Origin of the sequence: Prevotella sp. kh1p2, assembly GCF_900111525.1 — a bacterium.
Taxonomy (GTDB): Bacteria; Bacteroidota; Bacteroidia; order Bacteroidales; family Bacteroidaceae; genus Prevotella.
This window is the reverse complement of record NZ_FOHY01000010.1, coordinates 30779-47414: the sequence shown is the minus strand read 5'-3', so window position 1 is coordinate 47414 and position 16636 is coordinate 30779. Positions and strand designations below refer to the sequence as shown.

At 50.8% G+C, this 16636-nt stretch carries 16 protein-coding genes; 1 reads left to right on the top strand and 15 read right to left on the bottom strand.

All coding sequences use genetic code 11. From position 1 onward, the window contains the following. Positions 1–3: 3 nt before the first annotated feature. The 4 genes from leuD to dnaB form a co-directional block, all read right to left on the bottom strand. The gene (leuD, locus tag BMW31_RS07355) at positions 4–597 is read right to left on the bottom strand and encodes a 3-isopropylmalate dehydratase small subunit (protein ID WP_091823374.1); all 594 of its coding nucleotides are present in this window, start codon (positions 595–597) and stop codon (positions 4–6) included. 37 nt (positions 598–634) lie between these two features. Beyond that, positions 635–2026 (bottom strand): 3-isopropylmalate dehydratase large subunit, encoded by a 1392-nt coding sequence (gene leuC / locus BMW31_RS07350; RefSeq protein ID WP_091823372.1) that lies wholly within the window; start codon positions 2024–2026, stop codon positions 635–637. A gap of 11 nt (positions 2027–2037) precedes the next feature. Further along, positions 2038–3537 (bottom strand): 2-isopropylmalate synthase, encoded by a 1500-nt coding sequence (locus BMW31_RS07345; RefSeq protein WP_091823370.1) that lies wholly within the window; start codon positions 3535–3537, stop codon positions 2038–2040. 315 nt (positions 3538–3852) lie between these two features. Then, the gene (dnaB, locus tag BMW31_RS07340) at positions 3853–5367 is read right to left on the bottom strand and encodes a replicative DNA helicase (protein WP_091823367.1); all 1515 of its coding nucleotides are present in this window, start codon (positions 5365–5367) and stop codon (positions 3853–3855) included. 132 nt (positions 5368–5499) lie between these two features. Between dnaB and ispE the strand changes: the two genes are divergently transcribed. After that, positions 5500–6339 (top strand): 4-(cytidine 5'-diphospho)-2-C-methyl-D-erythritol kinase, encoded by an 840-nt coding sequence (gene ispE / locus BMW31_RS07335; protein ID WP_091823365.1) that lies wholly within the window; start codon positions 5500–5502, stop codon positions 6337–6339. Positions 6340–6456: 117 nt separating this feature from the next. Here the strand turns inward: ispE and BMW31_RS07330 are convergent, their stop codons facing one another. The 11 genes from BMW31_RS07330 to hcp all read right to left on the bottom strand — a co-directional run bounded on the left by BMW31_RS07330 (position 6457) and on the right by hcp (position 16498). Further along, on the bottom strand, positions 6457–6615 hold the full coding sequence (locus BMW31_RS07330; RefSeq protein ID WP_091823362.1) for a DUF4295 domain-containing protein: 159 nt from the start codon (positions 6613–6615) through the stop codon (positions 6457–6459). Between the two features lie 16 nt (positions 6616–6631). After that, positions 6632–6820, bottom strand: coding sequence for a 50S ribosomal protein L33 (gene rpmG / locus BMW31_RS07325; RefSeq protein WP_091823359.1), 189 nt, complete (start codon positions 6818–6820; stop codon positions 6632–6634). Positions 6821–6825: 5 nt separating this feature from the next. Further along, positions 6826–7089, bottom strand: a complete 264-nt coding sequence (gene rpmB / locus BMW31_RS07320) for a 50S ribosomal protein L28 (RefSeq protein ID WP_091823357.1) — start codon at positions 7087–7089, stop codon at positions 6826–6828. Between the two features lie 196 nt (positions 7090–7285). After that, positions 7286–7813, bottom strand: a complete 528-nt coding sequence (locus BMW31_RS07315) for a CinA family protein (RefSeq protein WP_091823354.1) — start codon at positions 7811–7813, stop codon at positions 7286–7288. 8 nt (positions 7814–7821) lie between these two features. Next, positions 7822–8865 carry a tRNA (adenosine(37)-N6)-threonylcarbamoyltransferase complex transferase subunit TsaD gene (gene tsaD / locus BMW31_RS07310; RefSeq protein WP_091823351.1) on the bottom strand — a complete coding sequence of 348 codons (1044 nt, stop codon included), beginning with the start codon at positions 8863–8865 and terminating at the stop codon, positions 7822–7824. Positions 8866–8884: 19 nt separating this feature from the next. Then, a complete protein-coding gene (gene map, locus BMW31_RS07305) occupies positions 8885–9748 on the bottom strand; it encodes a type I methionyl aminopeptidase (RefSeq protein ID WP_091823348.1) in 864 nt (287 codons plus the stop codon). A gap of 242 nt (positions 9749–9990) precedes the next feature. Beyond that, the gene (locus BMW31_RS07300; RefSeq protein WP_091823345.1) at positions 9991–10605 is read right to left on the bottom strand and encodes an HAD family hydrolase; all 615 of its coding nucleotides are present in this window, start codon (positions 10603–10605) and stop codon (positions 9991–9993) included. Beyond that, positions 10602–13388: a methionine synthase gene (metH, locus tag BMW31_RS07295; protein ID WP_091823343.1), complete on the bottom strand. Its 2787-nt coding sequence runs from the start codon at positions 13386–13388 to the stop codon at positions 10602–10604. The genes BMW31_RS07300 and metH overlap by 4 nt, the downstream gene beginning before the upstream one ends. A 39-nt stretch (positions 13389–13427) precedes the next feature. Then, on the bottom strand, positions 13428–13907 hold the full coding sequence (gene smpB, locus BMW31_RS07290; protein WP_091823340.1) for an SsrA-binding protein SmpB: 480 nt from the start codon (positions 13905–13907) through the stop codon (positions 13428–13430). A 21-nt stretch (positions 13908–13928) separates the two neighbouring features. Beyond that, the gene (locus tag BMW31_RS07285) at positions 13929–14435 is read right to left on the bottom strand and encodes a DMP19 family protein (RefSeq protein ID WP_091823337.1); all 507 of its coding nucleotides are present in this window, start codon (positions 14433–14435) and stop codon (positions 13929–13931) included. A gap of 410 nt (positions 14436–14845) precedes the next feature. Next, positions 14846–16498, bottom strand: coding sequence for a hydroxylamine reductase (gene hcp / locus BMW31_RS07280; protein WP_091823334.1), 1653 nt, complete (start codon positions 16496–16498; stop codon positions 14846–14848). Positions 16499–16636: the final 138 nt, after the last annotated feature.

Genomic DNA, 16636 nt, shown 5'->3' with positions numbered 1-16636 from the left:
CTTTCAGTGTTTGTTTTTCTGTTCCCAGGCTATGGTTTTGTCTTGGTTCTGCATCAGGAAATCGATGTCATCAAGCCCATTCATCAGACAATGCTTCTTGTAACTGTTGATTTCGAAATGCTCCTGCCTGCCCGTAGCCAGATTGGTAACCGTCTGGTTAGGCAGATTTACCCGCACCTGGGTGTGGTGATCTTGCTCTATGGAGGTAAAAAGTTCTTTCAGGAAATCTTCGGTTACAACAACAGGCAGAACAAAGTTGTTGAGCTCGTTATTCTTGTGGATATCAGCAAAGAAAGAACTGATGACCACACGGAAACCATAACCGGCAATGGCCCAAGCCGCATGCTCGCGACTTGACCCGCTGCCAAAATTCTTACCGGCCACCAAGATGCAGCCTTTATAAGAAGGGTCGTTAAGTACAAAATCCTTTTTCAACGTTCCGTCTTTGTTGTAACGCCAATCACGGAACAGATTATCACCAAAACCTTCCTTGTCAGTTGCCTTCAGGAAACGGGCAGGTATTATCTGGTCAGTATCTACATTTTCGAGTGGAAGGGGAATGCAGCTACTCGTTATGATGTCAAATTTTTGTTTCATTGTCTTTTCTTTTAAAAAAAGCATTACACGACTTGGCTCAAAGCATTCTCGGGTCTGCAAGTACCCCGGTTACTGCAGCGGCGGCTGCTACCAATGGACTGGCAAGAATTGTGCGTGAGCCGGGGCCTTGCCGGCCTTCAAAATTACGATTGGATGTAGACACTGCGTACTTGCCTGCCGGCACCTTGTCATCATTCATGGCAAGACAGGCAGAGCAACCAGGCTGGCGAAGTGTGAAGCCTGCCGTCTCCAGAATTTCGTCAAGTCCTTCTTTCTTTATCTGTTTCATCACCTCCCAAGAACCGGGTACCAGCCAGGCTGTTACATTCTCAGCCTTCCGCTTGCCCTTTACAAGTGAAGCAAAAGCCCTGAAATCTTCGATACGACCATTGGTGCAAGCGCCCAAGAAGACATAATCAATAGGGTGACCCAGCAGTTTCTCCCCCGGTGCAAAGCCCATATACTGCAACGATTTCAGGAAAGAAGCCCTGCTCTCTTCATCAATTTCATCAATCGTAGGAATTGACTCTGTTATACCCATGCCCATACCGGGATTGGTTCCATAGGTTATACGCGGGGTTATGTCAGCTCCATCAAAATAAAGTTCCTTATCAAAAACTGCGTCGTCGTCGCTTTTCAAAGTTCTCCATTCAGCCACAGCTTTGTCCCACTCACGTCCTTTGGGGGCATATTTCTTACCTTTTAGATAGGCAAAAGTTGTCTCATCAGGTGCCACAAAACCGCCACGCGCACCCATCTCAATGGACAGATTGCACAGTGTAAGACGGCCTTCCATACTCATGTTGCGAACTACATCGCCCGCATATTCAACGAAATAACCCGTAGCACCAGATGTTGTCAGCTGCGACATCAGATAGAGTGCCACATCCTTGGCCACGACCCCCGGGTTCAATTTACCATTAATATTGATACGCATGGACTTGGGCTTTTGCTGTAAGATGCACTGTGAAGCCATAACCATTTCGACTTCAGACGTGCCGATGCCGAAAGCTACCGCACCCACAGCGCCATGCGTAGAAGTGTGAGAATCGCCACAGACAATCGTCATGCCGGGAAGACTCAAGCCGGTTTCGGGTCCTACAACATGAATAATTCCGTTTTCGGGCGTATTCATCTTGAACTCTTGCAAATCAAAGTCGCTGCAATTCTTGTCCAAAGTATCCACTTGTTTCTTTCCAATGGGGTCTTCAATAGGTTTATCTTGATCGTGCGTAGGGATATTATGGTCGGGCATACAATATATTTGCTCAGGTCTGAAACATTTCAACCCTCTTTTCCGCAAACCTGCGAAAGCCTGGGGAGAAGTAACTTCATGGCAATACAGGCGGTCAATATACAGCTGTGTTGGTCCTCCCTCAACAATTTGCACGACATGCTTGTCCCAAATTTCATCAAATAACGTATTCATTCTTATTATAATTAATTTCTGAACTTATTAATGCAATCAATGTATGCCTCTACAGATGCAGTGACTATATCGGTATTGGCACCAAAGCCATAATAGAGGTTCCCGTCATATTCTACCTGCATGTGTACCTTACCAACATCATCAGAGCCTTTGGAAATGGCTTGAATAGTAAACTCCTTCAGAACCATCTTTCTGTGAATAATACATTTCAGAGCTCTGATGGCTGCATCGACGGGACCGTTGCCGGAAGATGCAGCTTCAAACTTCTCGCCACTGATGTCAAGACCGATGCTGGCGACACTCTTTACTCCCTTGCCTGTAGTAACCTGGAGGAAATCGAGACTCACAGCATGCGTCTCTGCCGTGTCAGCTCCTGCAAGCATCAGTATGTCTGCATCGGTAACTTCTTTTTTCTTATCTGCAAGTTTCAGGAAAGCCTGATAAATCTTATCCAAGCGGCTTTCATCTTCAATATCTACTCCATTGACATGCAAGCGATATTTCAAGGCAGCCCGGCCACTTCGCGCTGTCAGCACGATAGCGTTGTCCTCCAATCCCACATCCTTAGGGTTCATGATTTCGTAAGTCTGCACATTCTTCAGCACCCCGTCCTGATGAATACCGCTCGAATGGGCAAAAGCATTTCTGCCTACAATGGCTTTGTTGGGCTGAACAGGCATATTCATCAAACTAGAAACCATTCTTGATATCGGATATATCTTGGTTGTATTGATATTGGTATCGATTCCGATGCCTTTATGGCACTTCAATATCATGGCAATTTCTTCCAAAGAAGTATTTCCGGCACGCTCTCCGATACCATTGATAGTCACCTCCACCTGCCGTGCTCCATTCAGCACGCCTTGCAAGGTGTTGGCCGTTGCCATGCCCAAATCGTTGTGGCAATGCGTAGATATCTGTGCTTTTTCGATACCGTCTACATGCTCCATCAGGTATTTTATCTTGTTGCCGTACTCCGTAGGCAAGCAGTAGCCGGTAGTATCGGGAATATTCACGACCGTAGCTCCGGCCTTGATAACGGCCTCAACAACACGAGAAAGATATTCGTTCTCGGTTCTTCCTGCATCTTCTGCATAGAATTCTACATCCTCTACATATTTCTTGGCATAGGCCACGGCTCTCACAGCCGTCTCCAATATCTGCTCGCGAGTAGAGTTAAATTTATATTTGATATGAGAATCGGACGTACCGATGCCGGTATGAATACGCTTGCGCTTGGCATACTGCAAGGATTGGGCAGCTACGTCAATATCTTTTTCCACTGCCCGTGTCAAGGCGCAAATGGTAGGCCAGGTAACTGCCTTACTGGTTTCAACAACCGAATTGAAATCCCCTGGGGAAGAAATAGGGAACCCGGCCTCTATAACATCCACGCCAAGTTGCTCAAGCTGCTTGGCTACCTGTATCTTTTCCACTGTATTCAATTGACAACCAGGAACTTGTTCGCCATCTCTTAATGTCGTATCAAATATAAATAATCTGTCACTCATATAGTTTTTTGTTATTATGTCATCATCGAAAAGAGCCTTTCACACTCCGGAAGTGAGAAAGGCTCAATATATTCTGCCATCTGAGAATTTATAAGCACACCTCAACACTTCCGCCTACCTGTTGCAGTCGAATTCGTAGAGTAATGCTTATAATAATCTCTGATATGTTCATCTTCATTTCTTGTTTTGTGAGCACAAAGGTAATCATTCCAACCAACAAAAACAAATAAATCATCAGATTTTTACCATAAAATATTCCAATCACACACAAAACACATACGATTAGCTTACGATTGCGTCCCAACCTGGGCAAAATCAGAAAGGTGTTACGGTATCGGGAACACCTCCGAGCGGGTCATCCTCGTTCATGCGGCTGCCCATGATTTCTCCTTGCGGGAGCCCTGCACCCGAAGCTGCAGCAGGATAATCGTTGTCCGGATTCTGAAAACGCGTAAACTCTCCACGAAATCTCAACAGCACATCGCCTGTTGCACCCTTACGGTGCTTGGCAATGATAATCTGTGCCATGCCTCGAAGGTCGTTACCCTTCTCATCTTCATAGATATGATAGTATTCCGGACGGTGTACGAAAAGTACCATATCGGCATCCTGCTCAATAGCTCCTGACTCACGGAGGTCACTCAGCTGCGGGCGTTTGCCTTCCAGCCCCTCACGGTTTTCTACCGTTCGGTTCAGTTGCGAAAGTGCTATAATAGGAATATCAAGTTCCTTGGCCAGCCCCTTCAGAGAACGAGAGATGGTTGAAACTTCCTCCTGCCGGCTGTTGAACCTCATGCCATTTGCATTCATCAGCTGCAAGTAGTCAATCATAATGAGCTTTACTTTCTGTTCGCGAACCAACCGGCGAGCCTTTGTACGCAATTCGAATACCGACAATCCCGGTGTGTCATCTATATAAATAGGTGCATTGGTAAGTTGGATAAGGTTCTTGTCCAACCGCTCCCAGTCGTCGGGCGACAGCTGTCCGTTCAGTATCTTGCTGCCGGGAATCTCGCAGGCATTTGAAATCAGACGGTTCACCAACTGTACGTTGTTCATTTCGAGCGAGAAGAAAGCTATCGGTTGCTGATAATCTACCGCCACATTCTTGGCTATACTCAGCGCAAACGAGGTTTTACCCATGGCAGGTCGCCCTGCAATGATAACCAGATCTGAGGGCTGCCAACCAGCAGTAATATCATCGAGTTTTGTATAACCCGAAGGAATTCCGGTGATGCCGCCGGCATTGGCCGATGCTTTCTGAATAATCTCAATAGCCTGCTTTATCACAGGATTAATCTGAACATAATCCTGCTTCATGTTTTTCTGCGAAAGCTCGAACAGCTCTCCTTCGGCAGTCTGCATCAGTTCGTCCACATCCACGGACTCGTCAAAAGCATGGGTTTCCAGCTTGCTTGCGTATGAAATGAGCTGACGGGCCAGAAACTTCTGTGCCAATATCTTGGCATGATACTCGATGTGAGCCGAAGAAGCCACATGCGAACTCAACTCGATCACATAATCCATACCACCCACATCCTGCAGCGTTCCCTCATGTTTGAGTTCTTCTATGACTGTGGCAATATCTACAGGCTTCTCGTCCATGTTGAGTGTCTGTATGGCTTGGAACACTTTCTGATTACGCGGCTCGTAGAACGTTTCTGGATAAATGATTTCCGAGATAACCGAGAAGGCATCCTTGTCTATCATCAGTGCACCCAGCACCAGCTTCTCTATATCGAGCGCCTGGGGCTGCAAGTGCGCATACGTACTGTCAATAGGAGTAGACCTGCGTTTCTTGTTGGAACTTTGGCTGTTATTTTCTGGCATATTCATTTATATTGGATTGCAAATCTACAAAAAAATATCCAATAGCAAACGGCCAAATCCTTATTTTTATTATCTTTGCAACATAATAACTGCAAACCACAAAACCCAGAACTAACGTAAGAACAGACAAAGATGATAACATTTCCCTGTGCAAAAATAAACCTGGGGCTCAACATTACCAGCGTGCGTCCCGACGGATACCACAATATAGAAACGGTATTCTACCCCATTCCGCTTTGCGATGCGCTCGAAATCAAACACATGGACGAGCGTTTCCCGTCAGAAGTTGACTGCGACCTCAAGGTTTCAGGCAATTCGCTCGAAGGCAACGAGACCGGCAACCTGGTAGTAAAGGCCTACAATCTGCTGGCAAAGGACTTTGAACTCCCACGCGTCCATGCCCACCTATACAAACGAATACCCTCGCAGGCTGGCTTGGGTGGCGGCTCTTCCGATGCTGCGTTCATGATACGACTGCTCGATGAACGCTTCCGACTCAACATGGGAAATGCCGAAATGGAGCGTTATGCAGCCAGGTTAGGTGCCGACTGTGCATTCTTCATTACTGCCGAGCCGTCGTTTGCCACCGGCATTGGAGACATCCTTGCCCCGGCCGATAGCCCGCGCGGAAACCTGAAAGGCTACCATATAGCCATTGTAAAACCGCAAGTAGCCGTTTCTACCAAGGAGGCTTATCAGCTGATTACGCCACAACGACCGGCAAAGTGCTGCAGGGATATTGTCAAACAACCCATTGCCACTTGGAAAGACGAACTGACAAACGACTTTGAAGTTCCCGCTTTCCGGCAACATCCGGAGCTGCTTGCCATCAAACAGAAGCTGTACGAGCTTGGTGCCGAATATGCCGCAATGAGCGGAAGCGGAAGCGCTTTATTCGGCATTTTCAGAGCCCAACCCACTGATGTTGTGCATCAGTTCAGCGATTGCTTTACGTTTGCAGCAGAGCTGTAGCCCTGTTGCCGGTCATAAGCTAACAAGTACGCCCTTTACAACAACCTCCGAACTGGATACAAAAGAAAAAGGCCGGAAGCTGATCGCCTCCGGCCTTTGATATGATATTGATAAGAATTAATCCTTGAAGAAATCCTTAACAGCCTCGTTGGGTACCATCTGCTCATCAAAAACATAGGCGCCGGTCTTCGGGCTCTTAACCATCTTGATTACTTTTGTGTATGCGCGACCGTCCATAGAACCTTCATGGAGGGTAGCAACCGCTTTCTTTGCCATACTTTAATTCTCCTTGTTACTTAATTTCCTTGTGAAGAGTCATCTTCTTCAGGATGGGATTATACTTCATAAGCTCCATGCGCTCAGGCGTATTCTTACGATTCTTGGTGGTTATGTAGCGGCTCGTGCCGGGCATGCCGGAGTTCTTCATCTCCGTGCATTCCAAAATAACCTGTACCCTATTACCTTTAGCTTTCTTTGCCATGACGATTATTCTCCTATAACTTTAATGTCCTTCCAGTCACAATAGCCCTTGGCAACAGCCTGCTTCAAGGCTGCATCAAGACCTACCTTATTAATAAGACGAAGACCAGCGGCACTGATCTTAAGGCTAATCCAGCAACCTTCTTCTACATAGTAGAATTTCTTGCTGAAAAGGTTTACATCAAAGCTGCGCTTTGTACGGTGCTTTGAGTGAGACACATTATTACCTATCTGTGCCTTCTTTCCTGTAATCTGACAAATCTTAGACATCGCTATCTTTAATTTTTCGTTTCTAATGTTGATACTTATTCCAAACAGGGTGCAAAATTACAAATATTTTTGGATTATACAAAACAAATCTTGAAAGAATGTAGACAATTAAGGATTTTTTGTATTTTTGCGATGCAAATTCCTGAAGAACATGCACTTTTGCACACTTCGCAGCTTCCGATTGGTGCATATCAACTTATTCAGCTGACACCTGCCCCATGTCCGAATTTGCGGCGGTAGCCTCTTTCAGATAGTCCAGAAACAGCCGCAACGCCATGTTGGTTGCAGTGGCCAGATTTCTGTCACGGCCCAAATCCTCCGACAACATGAAGGCTCTCACGTCGTCCTTGGTGCCGTAGCCTATCCAAATGGTGCCTACGGGTATGGCAGGCGTACCCCCGGTTGGGCCTGCTACGCCTGTTGCAGATATGGCATAGTCGCAGTCCAGCGCCTCGCAGGCACCTACCACCATTTCTCTGGCAACCTCCTCGCTCACGGCCGTGTGGGCTTCCAGCGTGTCGTGACTCACGTGCAGCAGCCGTTCCTTCACCTCGTTGGTATAGGAAATGATGCCGCCCTTGAAGTAGTTGGAAGCTCCGGGAACGGCTATAATGGCTTCGGCAATGCGGCCGCCCGTGCAGCTCTCTGCAGTACACAGCGTTTTTCCACTGTCGTAGAGAAGTTCCTGAATTTCTCTGCTCAATATTTTAGTTCCGAATTTCATCTGTAATCTTAATTGAATGTTACTTTACTGAATGCGGGCATATCTATCGTTGCGAAGTCCCCGTCTCGATATTTAAAAGTTCCAACGCTGGCTATCATGGCAGCATTGTCCGTTGTATAGCTGAACTTGGGGATGTATATCGTCCATCCGTACTTTGCAGCGTGCTCTCTGAAGGCGTTGCGCAGCCCGTTGTTGGCCGATACTCCGCCTGCCACGGCAACATGCTTGATACCTGTTTGCTTCACGGCAAGGCGCAGTTTCTTCATCAGAATATCCACTATCGTGTGCTCCAGGCTGGCAGCAAGGTCCTCCTTGTGGTGAGCAACGAAGTCGGGATCCTCTGTCGTCCACTTGCGCAGACTGTAGAGGAACGATGTCTTCAGCCCCGAGAAGCTGTAATCCAGCCCGGGTATGTGCGGCTCTGAGAACTGATAGGCCAGCGGATTGCCCTGACGGGCCAGCTTGTCAATAATAGGACCGCCGGGATATCCGAGCCCCATTACCTTCGAGCACTTGTCAATGGCCTCTCCGGCGGCATCGTCTATCGTCTGCCCCAGCACTTCCATGTCGTTATAGGCATTCACCTTTACTATCTGAGAGTTACCTCCCGACACCAGCAGGCAGATAAAAGGGAACGGCGGCATGTGGCTGTCGTCCTCGCTCTCCTTGATAAAATGAGCCATGACGTGCCCCTGCAGATGGTTCACATCTATCAGCGGAATTTCCAGCGAGCGGGCAAAGCCTTTGGCAAAGCTCACTCCCACCAGGAGCGAACCCATCAGTCCGGGGCCGCGAGTGAAAGCAATGGCACTCAACTGCTCCTTTGTAACACCGGCCCGCTTGAGCGCCTGGTCCACCACCGGCACCACATTCTGCTGGTGCGCACGCGATGCAAGCTCGGGCACAACGCCTCCGTAGGCCTTGTGAACCTCCTGCGAAGCCGTTACATTGCTCAGTATCACCCCGTTCTTCAACACGGCAGCCGAGGTGTCATCACAGCTGGACTCTATGCCCAGGATAACTACATCGCCTGCGGATTTATCTGTTTCCATACGTTCCTCCAGTATTTTTCTAATAGGTAAGCACCTCTACGCCGTGTTCGGTCATCAGGAATGTATGCTCCCATTGTGCCGATGGCATCTCGTCTCCTGTTATTATCTCCCATCCGTAGGGGTCATCAGCATCCAGAAACACCTTCCACGTGCCCATGTTTACCATCGGTTCGATGGTAAAAACCATACCGGGAACCAGCAGCATGCCGGTACCTTTGTGGCCGAAGTGCATCACGTCGGGCTCTTCATGGAAGTCGAGGCCCACGCCGTGGCCGCACAAATCGCGCACGATACCATAGTGATACTTCTCTGCATGCTTCTGGATGGCATGGCCGATATCGCCCACGAAGCTATAGGGCTTGGCTGCCTCGGCGCCTATCTCCAGACATTCCTTGGCAACGCGAACCAGTTGTTCCTTCTCCGGAGTCGTCTTGCCGACAATGAACATGCGGCTGGCGTCGGCATAATAGCCGTCAAGTATGGTGGTCATGTCCACGTTCACGATGTCGCCCTCCTGCAGTACATCCTCTTTCTTGGGAATGCCGTGGCACACCACTTCATTGATGGAGGTGCACACACTCTTCGGAAAGCCCTCGTAATTGAGGCATGCGGGCGTGGCATGATGTTCCTTGCAGAAAGCCATGCAGATATCGTCTATCTCCTGCGTGTTCATACCCACGTGTATTTGTTCGGCCACCGCGTCCAGGCATCCTGTATTTACAACGCCGCTGCGGCGTATTCCTTCTATCTGTTCTGCAGTTTTTATCAAGCTGCGAGTAGGCACTTCCTTGCCTTTGTTTTCCCAATACATCACCTTCTTGTCAAGCTCCGTAGGTTCTTGGCCCGGCAGGCAATGCCATCTTCTCTTCTTGTTGAAAATCATCTTAAAAGCCTTTAATTGCATGCAAAGATAGTGCAAGTTATGCAATTGACCAAATAAAGTTGTAAAAACGACCTGCAAAATCACACCTGCCGATGCCGGACAGGAACTTTCGACAAGTGTCGAACGATGGTGTGACAAGTGTCGAATTCATGTGCGACACTTGTCGAAAGTTCCCGAAGCATAGCTTTTGCACCGTCGCCTGAAATCTTGAAGAACCGCGGAGTGGCGGTTCGGGCACGGGATTACAGAAGATCGAGAAGCCGTTGCGTCCAGTCCTGCCCGTTTACTGGGCAAAAGGTGCGGATGCCCAGCTTGCCGGCAGCCTCGCAGTTTCGCGGGCCATCGTCCACGAAGAGCATGTCGGCAGGCGCCACTGCTTCCTTGTTGAGCATGAAACGGAAAAAGCCTTCGCCGGGTTTCATCTCCTTTATCTCGTAGCTTCGGTACATGGCATCGAAGTAATCGGCCATAGCGTGCCCCTCGCCGTCAAAGTCTCGGTCGGCCCACTCCATCATGCAAGGGTTTGTGTTTGATGCCAGCACCACCCTGTAGCCCTCCTGCCGAAGCCGGCGGAGCAGTTCCAGGTTCCTTGCCGGCACCTCTTTCTTGTATCCCTGCCACGCATAGCGGCAGTCGGAGATGGTCAGGGGGCGCCCCGTCAGCCGTTCCAGGGCTGTCCGGAATTCCTCTTCGTCTATCTTGCCGGCCTCCAAATCGCCGAAGATTCCTGTCTGCGTATAAGCGTCAAGGCGCGTCTCGGCGTCGGCAAGTCCCAGTTCACGGAACCTCCGGATGGCCTGCATACGGTCTATGGTTATCACAACACCGCCCAGGTCGAAAGCTATTACTTTTATCATTCGTCTTTATCAAATAGGTTCAACTTGTTTTTCCGCGCCTCTTCCAGCGAGATTATCTGCTGCTGTTCCCGGTCGTAATCCTGCCTTAACTGCTCGTATTTGTCGTTGAGTTCCTGCTCATAGGCCTTCTCTTCCTTTGCATTGAGCAGCCGGGCAGCCGCCAGCGCATTCTGCGAGGCATCCTTCATCCACACCACAGGGCCGCCATAAACGGGCGCTATCTTCAGCGCCACGTGCAGCTGACTGGTGGTTGCGCCCCCTATCATGATGGGTATGCGCAGCCCGGCTCGCTGCATTTCCTTGGCCACATGCACCATTTCTTCCAGCGAGGGGGTAATGAGACCGCTCAAGCCTATCATGTCCGCCTGTTCGTCTATGGCCTTTTGCACTATCTGCTCGGCCGGAACCATCACGCCCATGTCTATTACCTCGTAGTTGTTACAGGCCATCACCACGCCCACAATGTTCTTGCCAATGTCGTGCACGTCGCCTTTTACCGTTGCCAAGACCACTTTGCCGGCCTTGGCAGAGCCTTCCGTCTTCTCTGCCTCTATGTAGGGCTGCAGAATAGAGACAGCCTGCTTCATGGTGCGGGCCGTCTTCACGACCTGCGGCAGGAACATCTTGCCGGCTCCGAAGAGCTCTCCCACTTCGTTCATGCCGGCCATCAGCGGGCCTTCGATGATGTTCACGGCGTGCGGATACTGCTGCAGCGCCTCGTGCAAGTCCTGTTCCAGATAATCGCCTATGCCCTTGCGCAAGGCATAGCCAAGCCTGCGGGCCACCGGTTCGCTGCGCCATGCCTCTGCGGTTTCGGCCGTTTGCTGTACCGAAACAGAGGACTGGCCGGCCGAAAGAGCAGCTTTTTCGGCCTTAATACGGTTGGCCATGTCTATCAGGTCTTCCGTTGCTCCTTCCCGGCGGTTAAGGACAACATCCTCTATCACCTGCAGCTGCCCGGGCGGAATGTCCGCATAGGTTACCTTGGTGGCCGGATTAACGATGCCGAAGTCCATTCCTGCCCGGATGGCATGGTAGAGGAACACGGCATGGATGGCCTCGCGAATGTAGTTGTTGCCCCTGAACGAGAACGAGAGGTTGCTCACTCCGCCGCTTACATGGGCACCGGGCAGATGCTTGCGTATCCACGCCGTGGCCCGTATAAAGTCCACCGCGTAGCTGTCATGCTCCTCTATGCCGGTGGCGATGGAAAGGATATTGGGGTCAAAGATTATGTCCAGCGGGTTCAGCCCCACCCTTTCGGTGAGTATGCTGTAGGCCCGCCGGGCTATTTCTACTTTGCGTTCGTAGGTTGTGGCCTGCCCTTTCTCGTCGAAACACATCACTACCACGGCCGCCCCATAGCGCTTCACGTCCATGGCATGGCTGATGAAGACGTCTTCGCCCTCCTTGAGAGAGATGGAATTGACGATGCTCTTGCCCTGCACACACTTCAAGGCAGCCACGATGACGTCCCACTTGGAGGAGTCGATCATCACGGGAACCTTGGCAATATCAGGCTCCGAGGCTATCAGATTGAGGAAGTGGGTCATCTCCTCCTTGGCATCAAGCAGGGCGTCGTCCATGTTCACGTCAATAACAAGGGCCCCGTCGGCCACTTGGTTGCGTGCAATGCGGGTTGCCTCTTCGTATTTTTTCTCCTTGATGAGGTTGCGGAACTTGCTCGAACCGGCCACATTGCACCGCTCGCCCACGTTAACGAAACGCACCTGGGGCGTTACTTCGAGCACTTCCATGCCCGAGAGGCGCATCGTTTGGGGCCGACAGGGCACTCTGCGGGGACTTTTTCCCTTGGCCATTTGGGCATAACGGGCTATGAACTCATCAGTAGTGCCGCAGCAGCCGCCTATGATGTTCACCAGTCCTTCTGCCATCAGCTCCTCTATCTGGGGAGCCATAGACTCTGCAGTCTCGTCGTACAGGCCCATTGAGTTAGGCAAGCCGGCGTTGGGATAGGCACTTACATAGTACGGGGCAAGCCGGGCAAGCTCCTGCAAGTAGGGCTTCATCTGCCTGGCTCCGAACGAGCAGTTGAGTCCAACGGAAAAAATGGGGTACGCATCTATGCTGGCCAGGAAGGCCTCGAGCGACTGTCCGCTGAGCGTTCGGCCAGCCAAATCGCTTATGGTAACGCTCAGCATGATGGGCAACTCCCTGTTCATGGCGCGCATGGTGGTGCAGGCAGCGTCGATGGCTACCTTGGCATTGAGCGTGTCGAATATGGTTTCGATGAGCAGCACGTCAACTCCGCCCTCTATCAAGGCCTCTATCTGTTCCCGATAGGCGGCAAACAGCTCATCGTAAGTCAGGTTGCGGGCTGCCGGGTTGCTCACATCGGGCGAGATGGAGCACGTCCGGTTGGTTGGTCCTATTGCCCCGGCAACAAAGCGGGGGTTGCCAGCGGTGCTGAACTCGTTGGCACACAAGCGCGCCAAACGGGCCCCCTCGTAGGCCATCTGCCCGGAGTAGTCCTCCAGATGATAGTCAGCCTGCGAGATGCGCTGGGATGAGAAGGTGTTTGTCTCTATCAAGTCGGCCCCCGCCCGCAGGTATCGGCGGTGTATGTCCTGCACAACGTCGGGGCGCGTAAGGTTGAGCATGTCGTAGTTACCTTTGTAAGTAACCAAGTGACCCAAAGGTTCACGGTACAGTTTCAGCCCTCCCCGGAAGTCATTCTCGGTCAGTCCGTAACTCTGAATCATGGTTCCCATGGCCCCGTCCAGCACGACTATCTTCCGTTTAACTATATCCTGCAAATCCATATCCTGCTACTCTGCCTTCATCTTATAATCCACCGGCCATCAAAAACGCTTCACGGCCCTGTCCATTTCGCGCCGGTCTTCTTTCTCCTTCAGCGTCTGCCGCTTGTCGAACTCCTTCTTTCCACGGGCCAGAGCCACGTTAACCTTCGCCCTGCCGTGCTCGTCTATGAAGACGAGAGTTGGCACAATGGTGAAGCCCACGTCCTTGGAGTCCTCCTGCAAGCGGCGTATCTCGCGTTTGGTGAGCAGCAGTTTGCGGTCGCGCTTGGCCTCGTGGTTGGCATAGGAGCCGTAGAAATAGGGGCTGATGTTCATGTTCCTAACCCATATCTCACCTTTTTCTATATAGCAATAGGAGTCTACCAGCGACGCCTTGCCGGCCCGGATAGACTTTATCTCCGTACCGGTGAGCACGATGCCGGCCGTATATGTATCTACAAAAAAATACTCGAAGGCGGCTTTCTTGTTCCTTATCTGGACCGAGTTCTGCCTGCGAGCATCCTGTCCGTTCTTGTTCATTGGCTTTGTACCTTATGTTTTTTACTTCTCGATTGTAGCAAAACTGTCGATGTGTTCATCGATATAGTGGGCTATCTGTTCGGTATAGCGCTCTTCACCCTCAACGAAAGCGTCGTCGAAATCATCAAATTCGGGGTATTTCTCAAAGAGCGCCATGAATTCTTCGTCCGAGCAATCCTTCTCGATGTCCTCATGATGGCGGGCAAAGTAGATGTGGCTCTTGCTGATTAGCCTGTACAAGTCCTGCAATCCCCATGCACGCACGGCCTTGGCAAAGGGGTTCAGGTAGATGAACTCGCCCCAGCCGTTGTGTATCAGCTGCACGAAGCCGCCGTCCATCACCTCCTCGCGCAGCGCATGATAGCCCAGGAGCGTTAGCTGGTCGGCATTCAGCTGGGTCATGGTGTCGGCATTCAGCTCGCCGCCAATGGCCTCATAGATAGCATCGACAAACACCTGGACGAACTCGTCCATGCCTTTTGCGGCAGCCTGCTGCAAGGCGGAGTCTTTTATTTTCACTTCTTTCATAGCTGCAAAGTTACAAAATTATTCGCTTGAAGATGAATTCTCTTTCACTTTTTCCACATCAGCGGCCTACAATTCCGTTTGCTCCCACACTTTCGTCCACGCCTTAACGGGAACGGCGGAGGGTCATACGCCCGCACCGGATACCGGTTGCCACACCGCCGCCTTCGGCAACCAACTTTCCCGGAGCTATGCTTCAAGAGGCTTGAAGGGCACATTCAAGGCCGCCGAAGCATACCTTCAAGGGCCTTGAAGCATAGCTCTGGGAAAGCCTCTGGTACACAGCAGGTTATGCACCGGCAAGAGAATGCCGGGCAAACTCGCGTTACAGGCGCTGCCAACACCATCAAAACAAAAGGAAGCCCCACGCGAACGGCGAGAGACTTCCTTACTTCCAGCCTGCTGCGGAGCTCTTAGCCTACCAGCAGCTTCAGGTCTTCTTCAACGGTGGTGATACCGCCCAACCCGAAATTATCTGCCAACACTTTCAGTACATTGGGTGAAACAAAGGCCGGCAACGTGGGCCCTATGTGAATGTTCTTGATGCCCAGGCTAAGCAGAGCCAGCAATACAATGACGGCTTTCTGCTCATACCAGGCGATGTTAAACGCTATGGGCAAGTCGTTAATGTCGTTGGCACCGAAGATTTCCTTCAGCTTCAGCGCCACTACTGCCCAGCTGTAGGAGTCGTTGCACTGGCCGGCATCGAGCACACGGGGTATGCCTCCAATGTCTCCTAAATTCAGTTTGTTGTACTTATACTTAGCACAGCCGCTGGTCAAGATAACCACGTCACGGGGCAAAGCTTTCGCGAAGTCGGTGTAATAGCTACGACTCTTCATCCTGCCGTCGCATCCGCTCATGACAACGAACTTGCGTATGGCGCCTGCCTTTACTGCTTCTACTATCTTGTCGGCAAGTGCAAAGACCTGTGCATGCGCAAATCCGCCTACTATTTCGCCTTGCTCTATCTCTTCGGGAGCGCGGCAGGTCTTGGCAAGGGCTATCACTTCCGAGAAATCCTTGTGGCCGTCGGCACCCGTCTCGATATGCTTCCATCCCGGGAAACCTGTGGAGTTGCTCGTAAACACACGGCCGGCATAGCTGGCATTGGGCTTTGGCGGAACTATACAGTTGGTTGTAAAGACGATGGGACCGTTAAACTTATCGAACTCTTCTTTCTGTTTCCACCAAGCATTGCCATAGTTTCCAACCAGATGCTTGTATTTCTTGAGCTGCGGATAGTAATGTGCCGGCAACATTTCTCCGTGTGTGTACACGTCTACGCCCGTTCCTTCGGTCTGCTTTAGCAAGTCTTCCATATCCTTCAGGTCGTGGCCTGAAATCAGGATTCCGGGGTTCTTTCCTACGCCTATATTTACCTTTGTAAGTTCCGGATTGCCATAAGCACCCGTGTTGGCCTTATCGAGCAGGGCCATTGCCTCTACGCCATACTTGCCCGTCTCCAGCACGGTATCGAGCAAGGTCTGCATGTCCGCATCCGGATTGGAGATGACTGCGAGCGCATGCTCCATAAAAGCGATGATGCTGTCTTGCCGCTCTCCCAGCCTTGCTGCATGGTCATAATACGCCGCCATGCCTTTCAGGCCCAGAACGGTGAGTTCTTTCAGCGAGCGTAAATCTTCGTCGGCGTTCCTTAAAACGCCCTCGCGTTCGCCTTCCTGCAGGTAGTCAGCCTTCTCGCCGCCCCACTTCACTTCCTGGTAATCGGGCAACTGCACGTGATGTTCGGCTGCCATGTCAAGCAGCAACCTCTTCAACTTCACGCCCTCATCTACCTTATTTAATATAGACTGGTCGTCGAAGTTGGCATTGGTAATGGTCGCAAAGAGCGCATCAACAATGTAGTCGCCTGCATACTGCGGCGTCTCGACTCCCTTGTTACGCAGAGCATCGGCTATGATGCCTACTCCTCTCACGACACTCAGCAGCAAATCCATCCAGCGGTTGGTTTCTGCATTCTTGCCACACACGCCCTTGACGGTACAGCCTGTACCCTGGGCAGTTTCCTGACACTGGAAACAAAACATCTTGTTCTCTATCATAACTTATTCTGACTGAAATAAAAATATGCCTGCAAAGTTACCCTTGCCTAAATGGGTCGATGATAACAAATGTGTCCGAAAGCAGTTAACGTAGGTTAAATGTCCGTCAGCACACCCTCTGTTCAAGCTAACTTCGGT

Excerpts from the sequence above, each read along its gene's own strand:
- smpB (WP_091823340.1), bottom strand. The coding sequence starts at position 13,907 with ATGAACAAGAACGGACAGGATGCTCGCAGGCAGAACTCGGTCCAGATA.
- metH (WP_091823343.1), bottom strand. The coding sequence starts at position 13,388 with ATGGATTTGCAGGATATAGTTAAACGGAAGATAGTCGTGCTGGACGGG.
- BMW31_RS07300 (WP_091823345.1), bottom strand. The coding sequence starts at position 10,605 with ATGATAAAAGTAATAGCTTTCGACCTGGGCGGTGTTGTGATAACCATA.
- BMW31_RS07285 (WP_091823337.1), bottom strand. The coding sequence starts at position 14,435 with ATGAAAGAAGTGAAAATAAAAGACTCCGCCTTGCAGCAGGCTGCCGCA.
- leuD (WP_091823374.1), bottom strand. The coding sequence starts at position 597 with ATGAAACAAAAATTTGACATCATAACGAGTAGCTGCATTCCCCTTCCA.
- rpmG (WP_091823359.1), bottom strand. The coding sequence starts at position 6,820 with ATGGCAAAGAAAGCTAAAGGTAATAGGGTACAGGTTATTTTGGAATGC.
- BMW31_RS07315 (WP_091823354.1), bottom strand. The coding sequence starts at position 7,813 with ATGAAATTCGGAACTAAAATATTGAGCAGAGAAATTCAGGAACTTCTC.
- hcp (WP_091823334.1), bottom strand. The coding sequence starts at position 16,498 with ATGATAGAGAACAAGATGTTTTGTTTCCAGTGTCAGGAAACTGCCCAG.
- leuC (WP_091823372.1), bottom strand. The coding sequence starts at position 2,026 with ATGAATACGTTATTTGATGAAATTTGGGACAAGCATGTCGTGCAAATT.
- ispE (WP_091823365.1), top strand. The coding sequence starts at position 5,500 with ATGATAACATTTCCCTGTGCAAAAATAAACCTGGGGCTCAACATTACC.
- dnaB (WP_091823367.1), bottom strand. The coding sequence starts at position 5,367 with ATGCCAGAAAATAACAGCCAAAGTTCCAACAAGAAACGCAGGTCTACT.
- map (WP_091823348.1), bottom strand. The coding sequence starts at position 9,748 with ATGATTTTCAACAAGAAGAGAAGATGGCATTGCCTGCCGGGCCAAGAA.
- rpmB (WP_091823357.1), bottom strand. The coding sequence starts at position 7,089 with ATGTCTAAGATTTGTCAGATTACAGGAAAGAAGGCACAGATAGGTAAT.
- BMW31_RS07345 (WP_091823370.1), bottom strand. The coding sequence starts at position 3,537 with ATGAGTGACAGATTATTTATATTTGATACGACATTAAGAGATGGCGAA.
- tsaD (WP_091823351.1), bottom strand. The coding sequence starts at position 8,865 with ATGGAAACAGATAAATCCGCAGGCGATGTAGTTATCCTGGGCATAGAG.
- BMW31_RS07330 (WP_091823362.1), bottom strand. The coding sequence starts at position 6,615 with ATGGCAAAGAAAGCGGTTGCTACCCTCCATGAAGGTTCTATGGACGGT.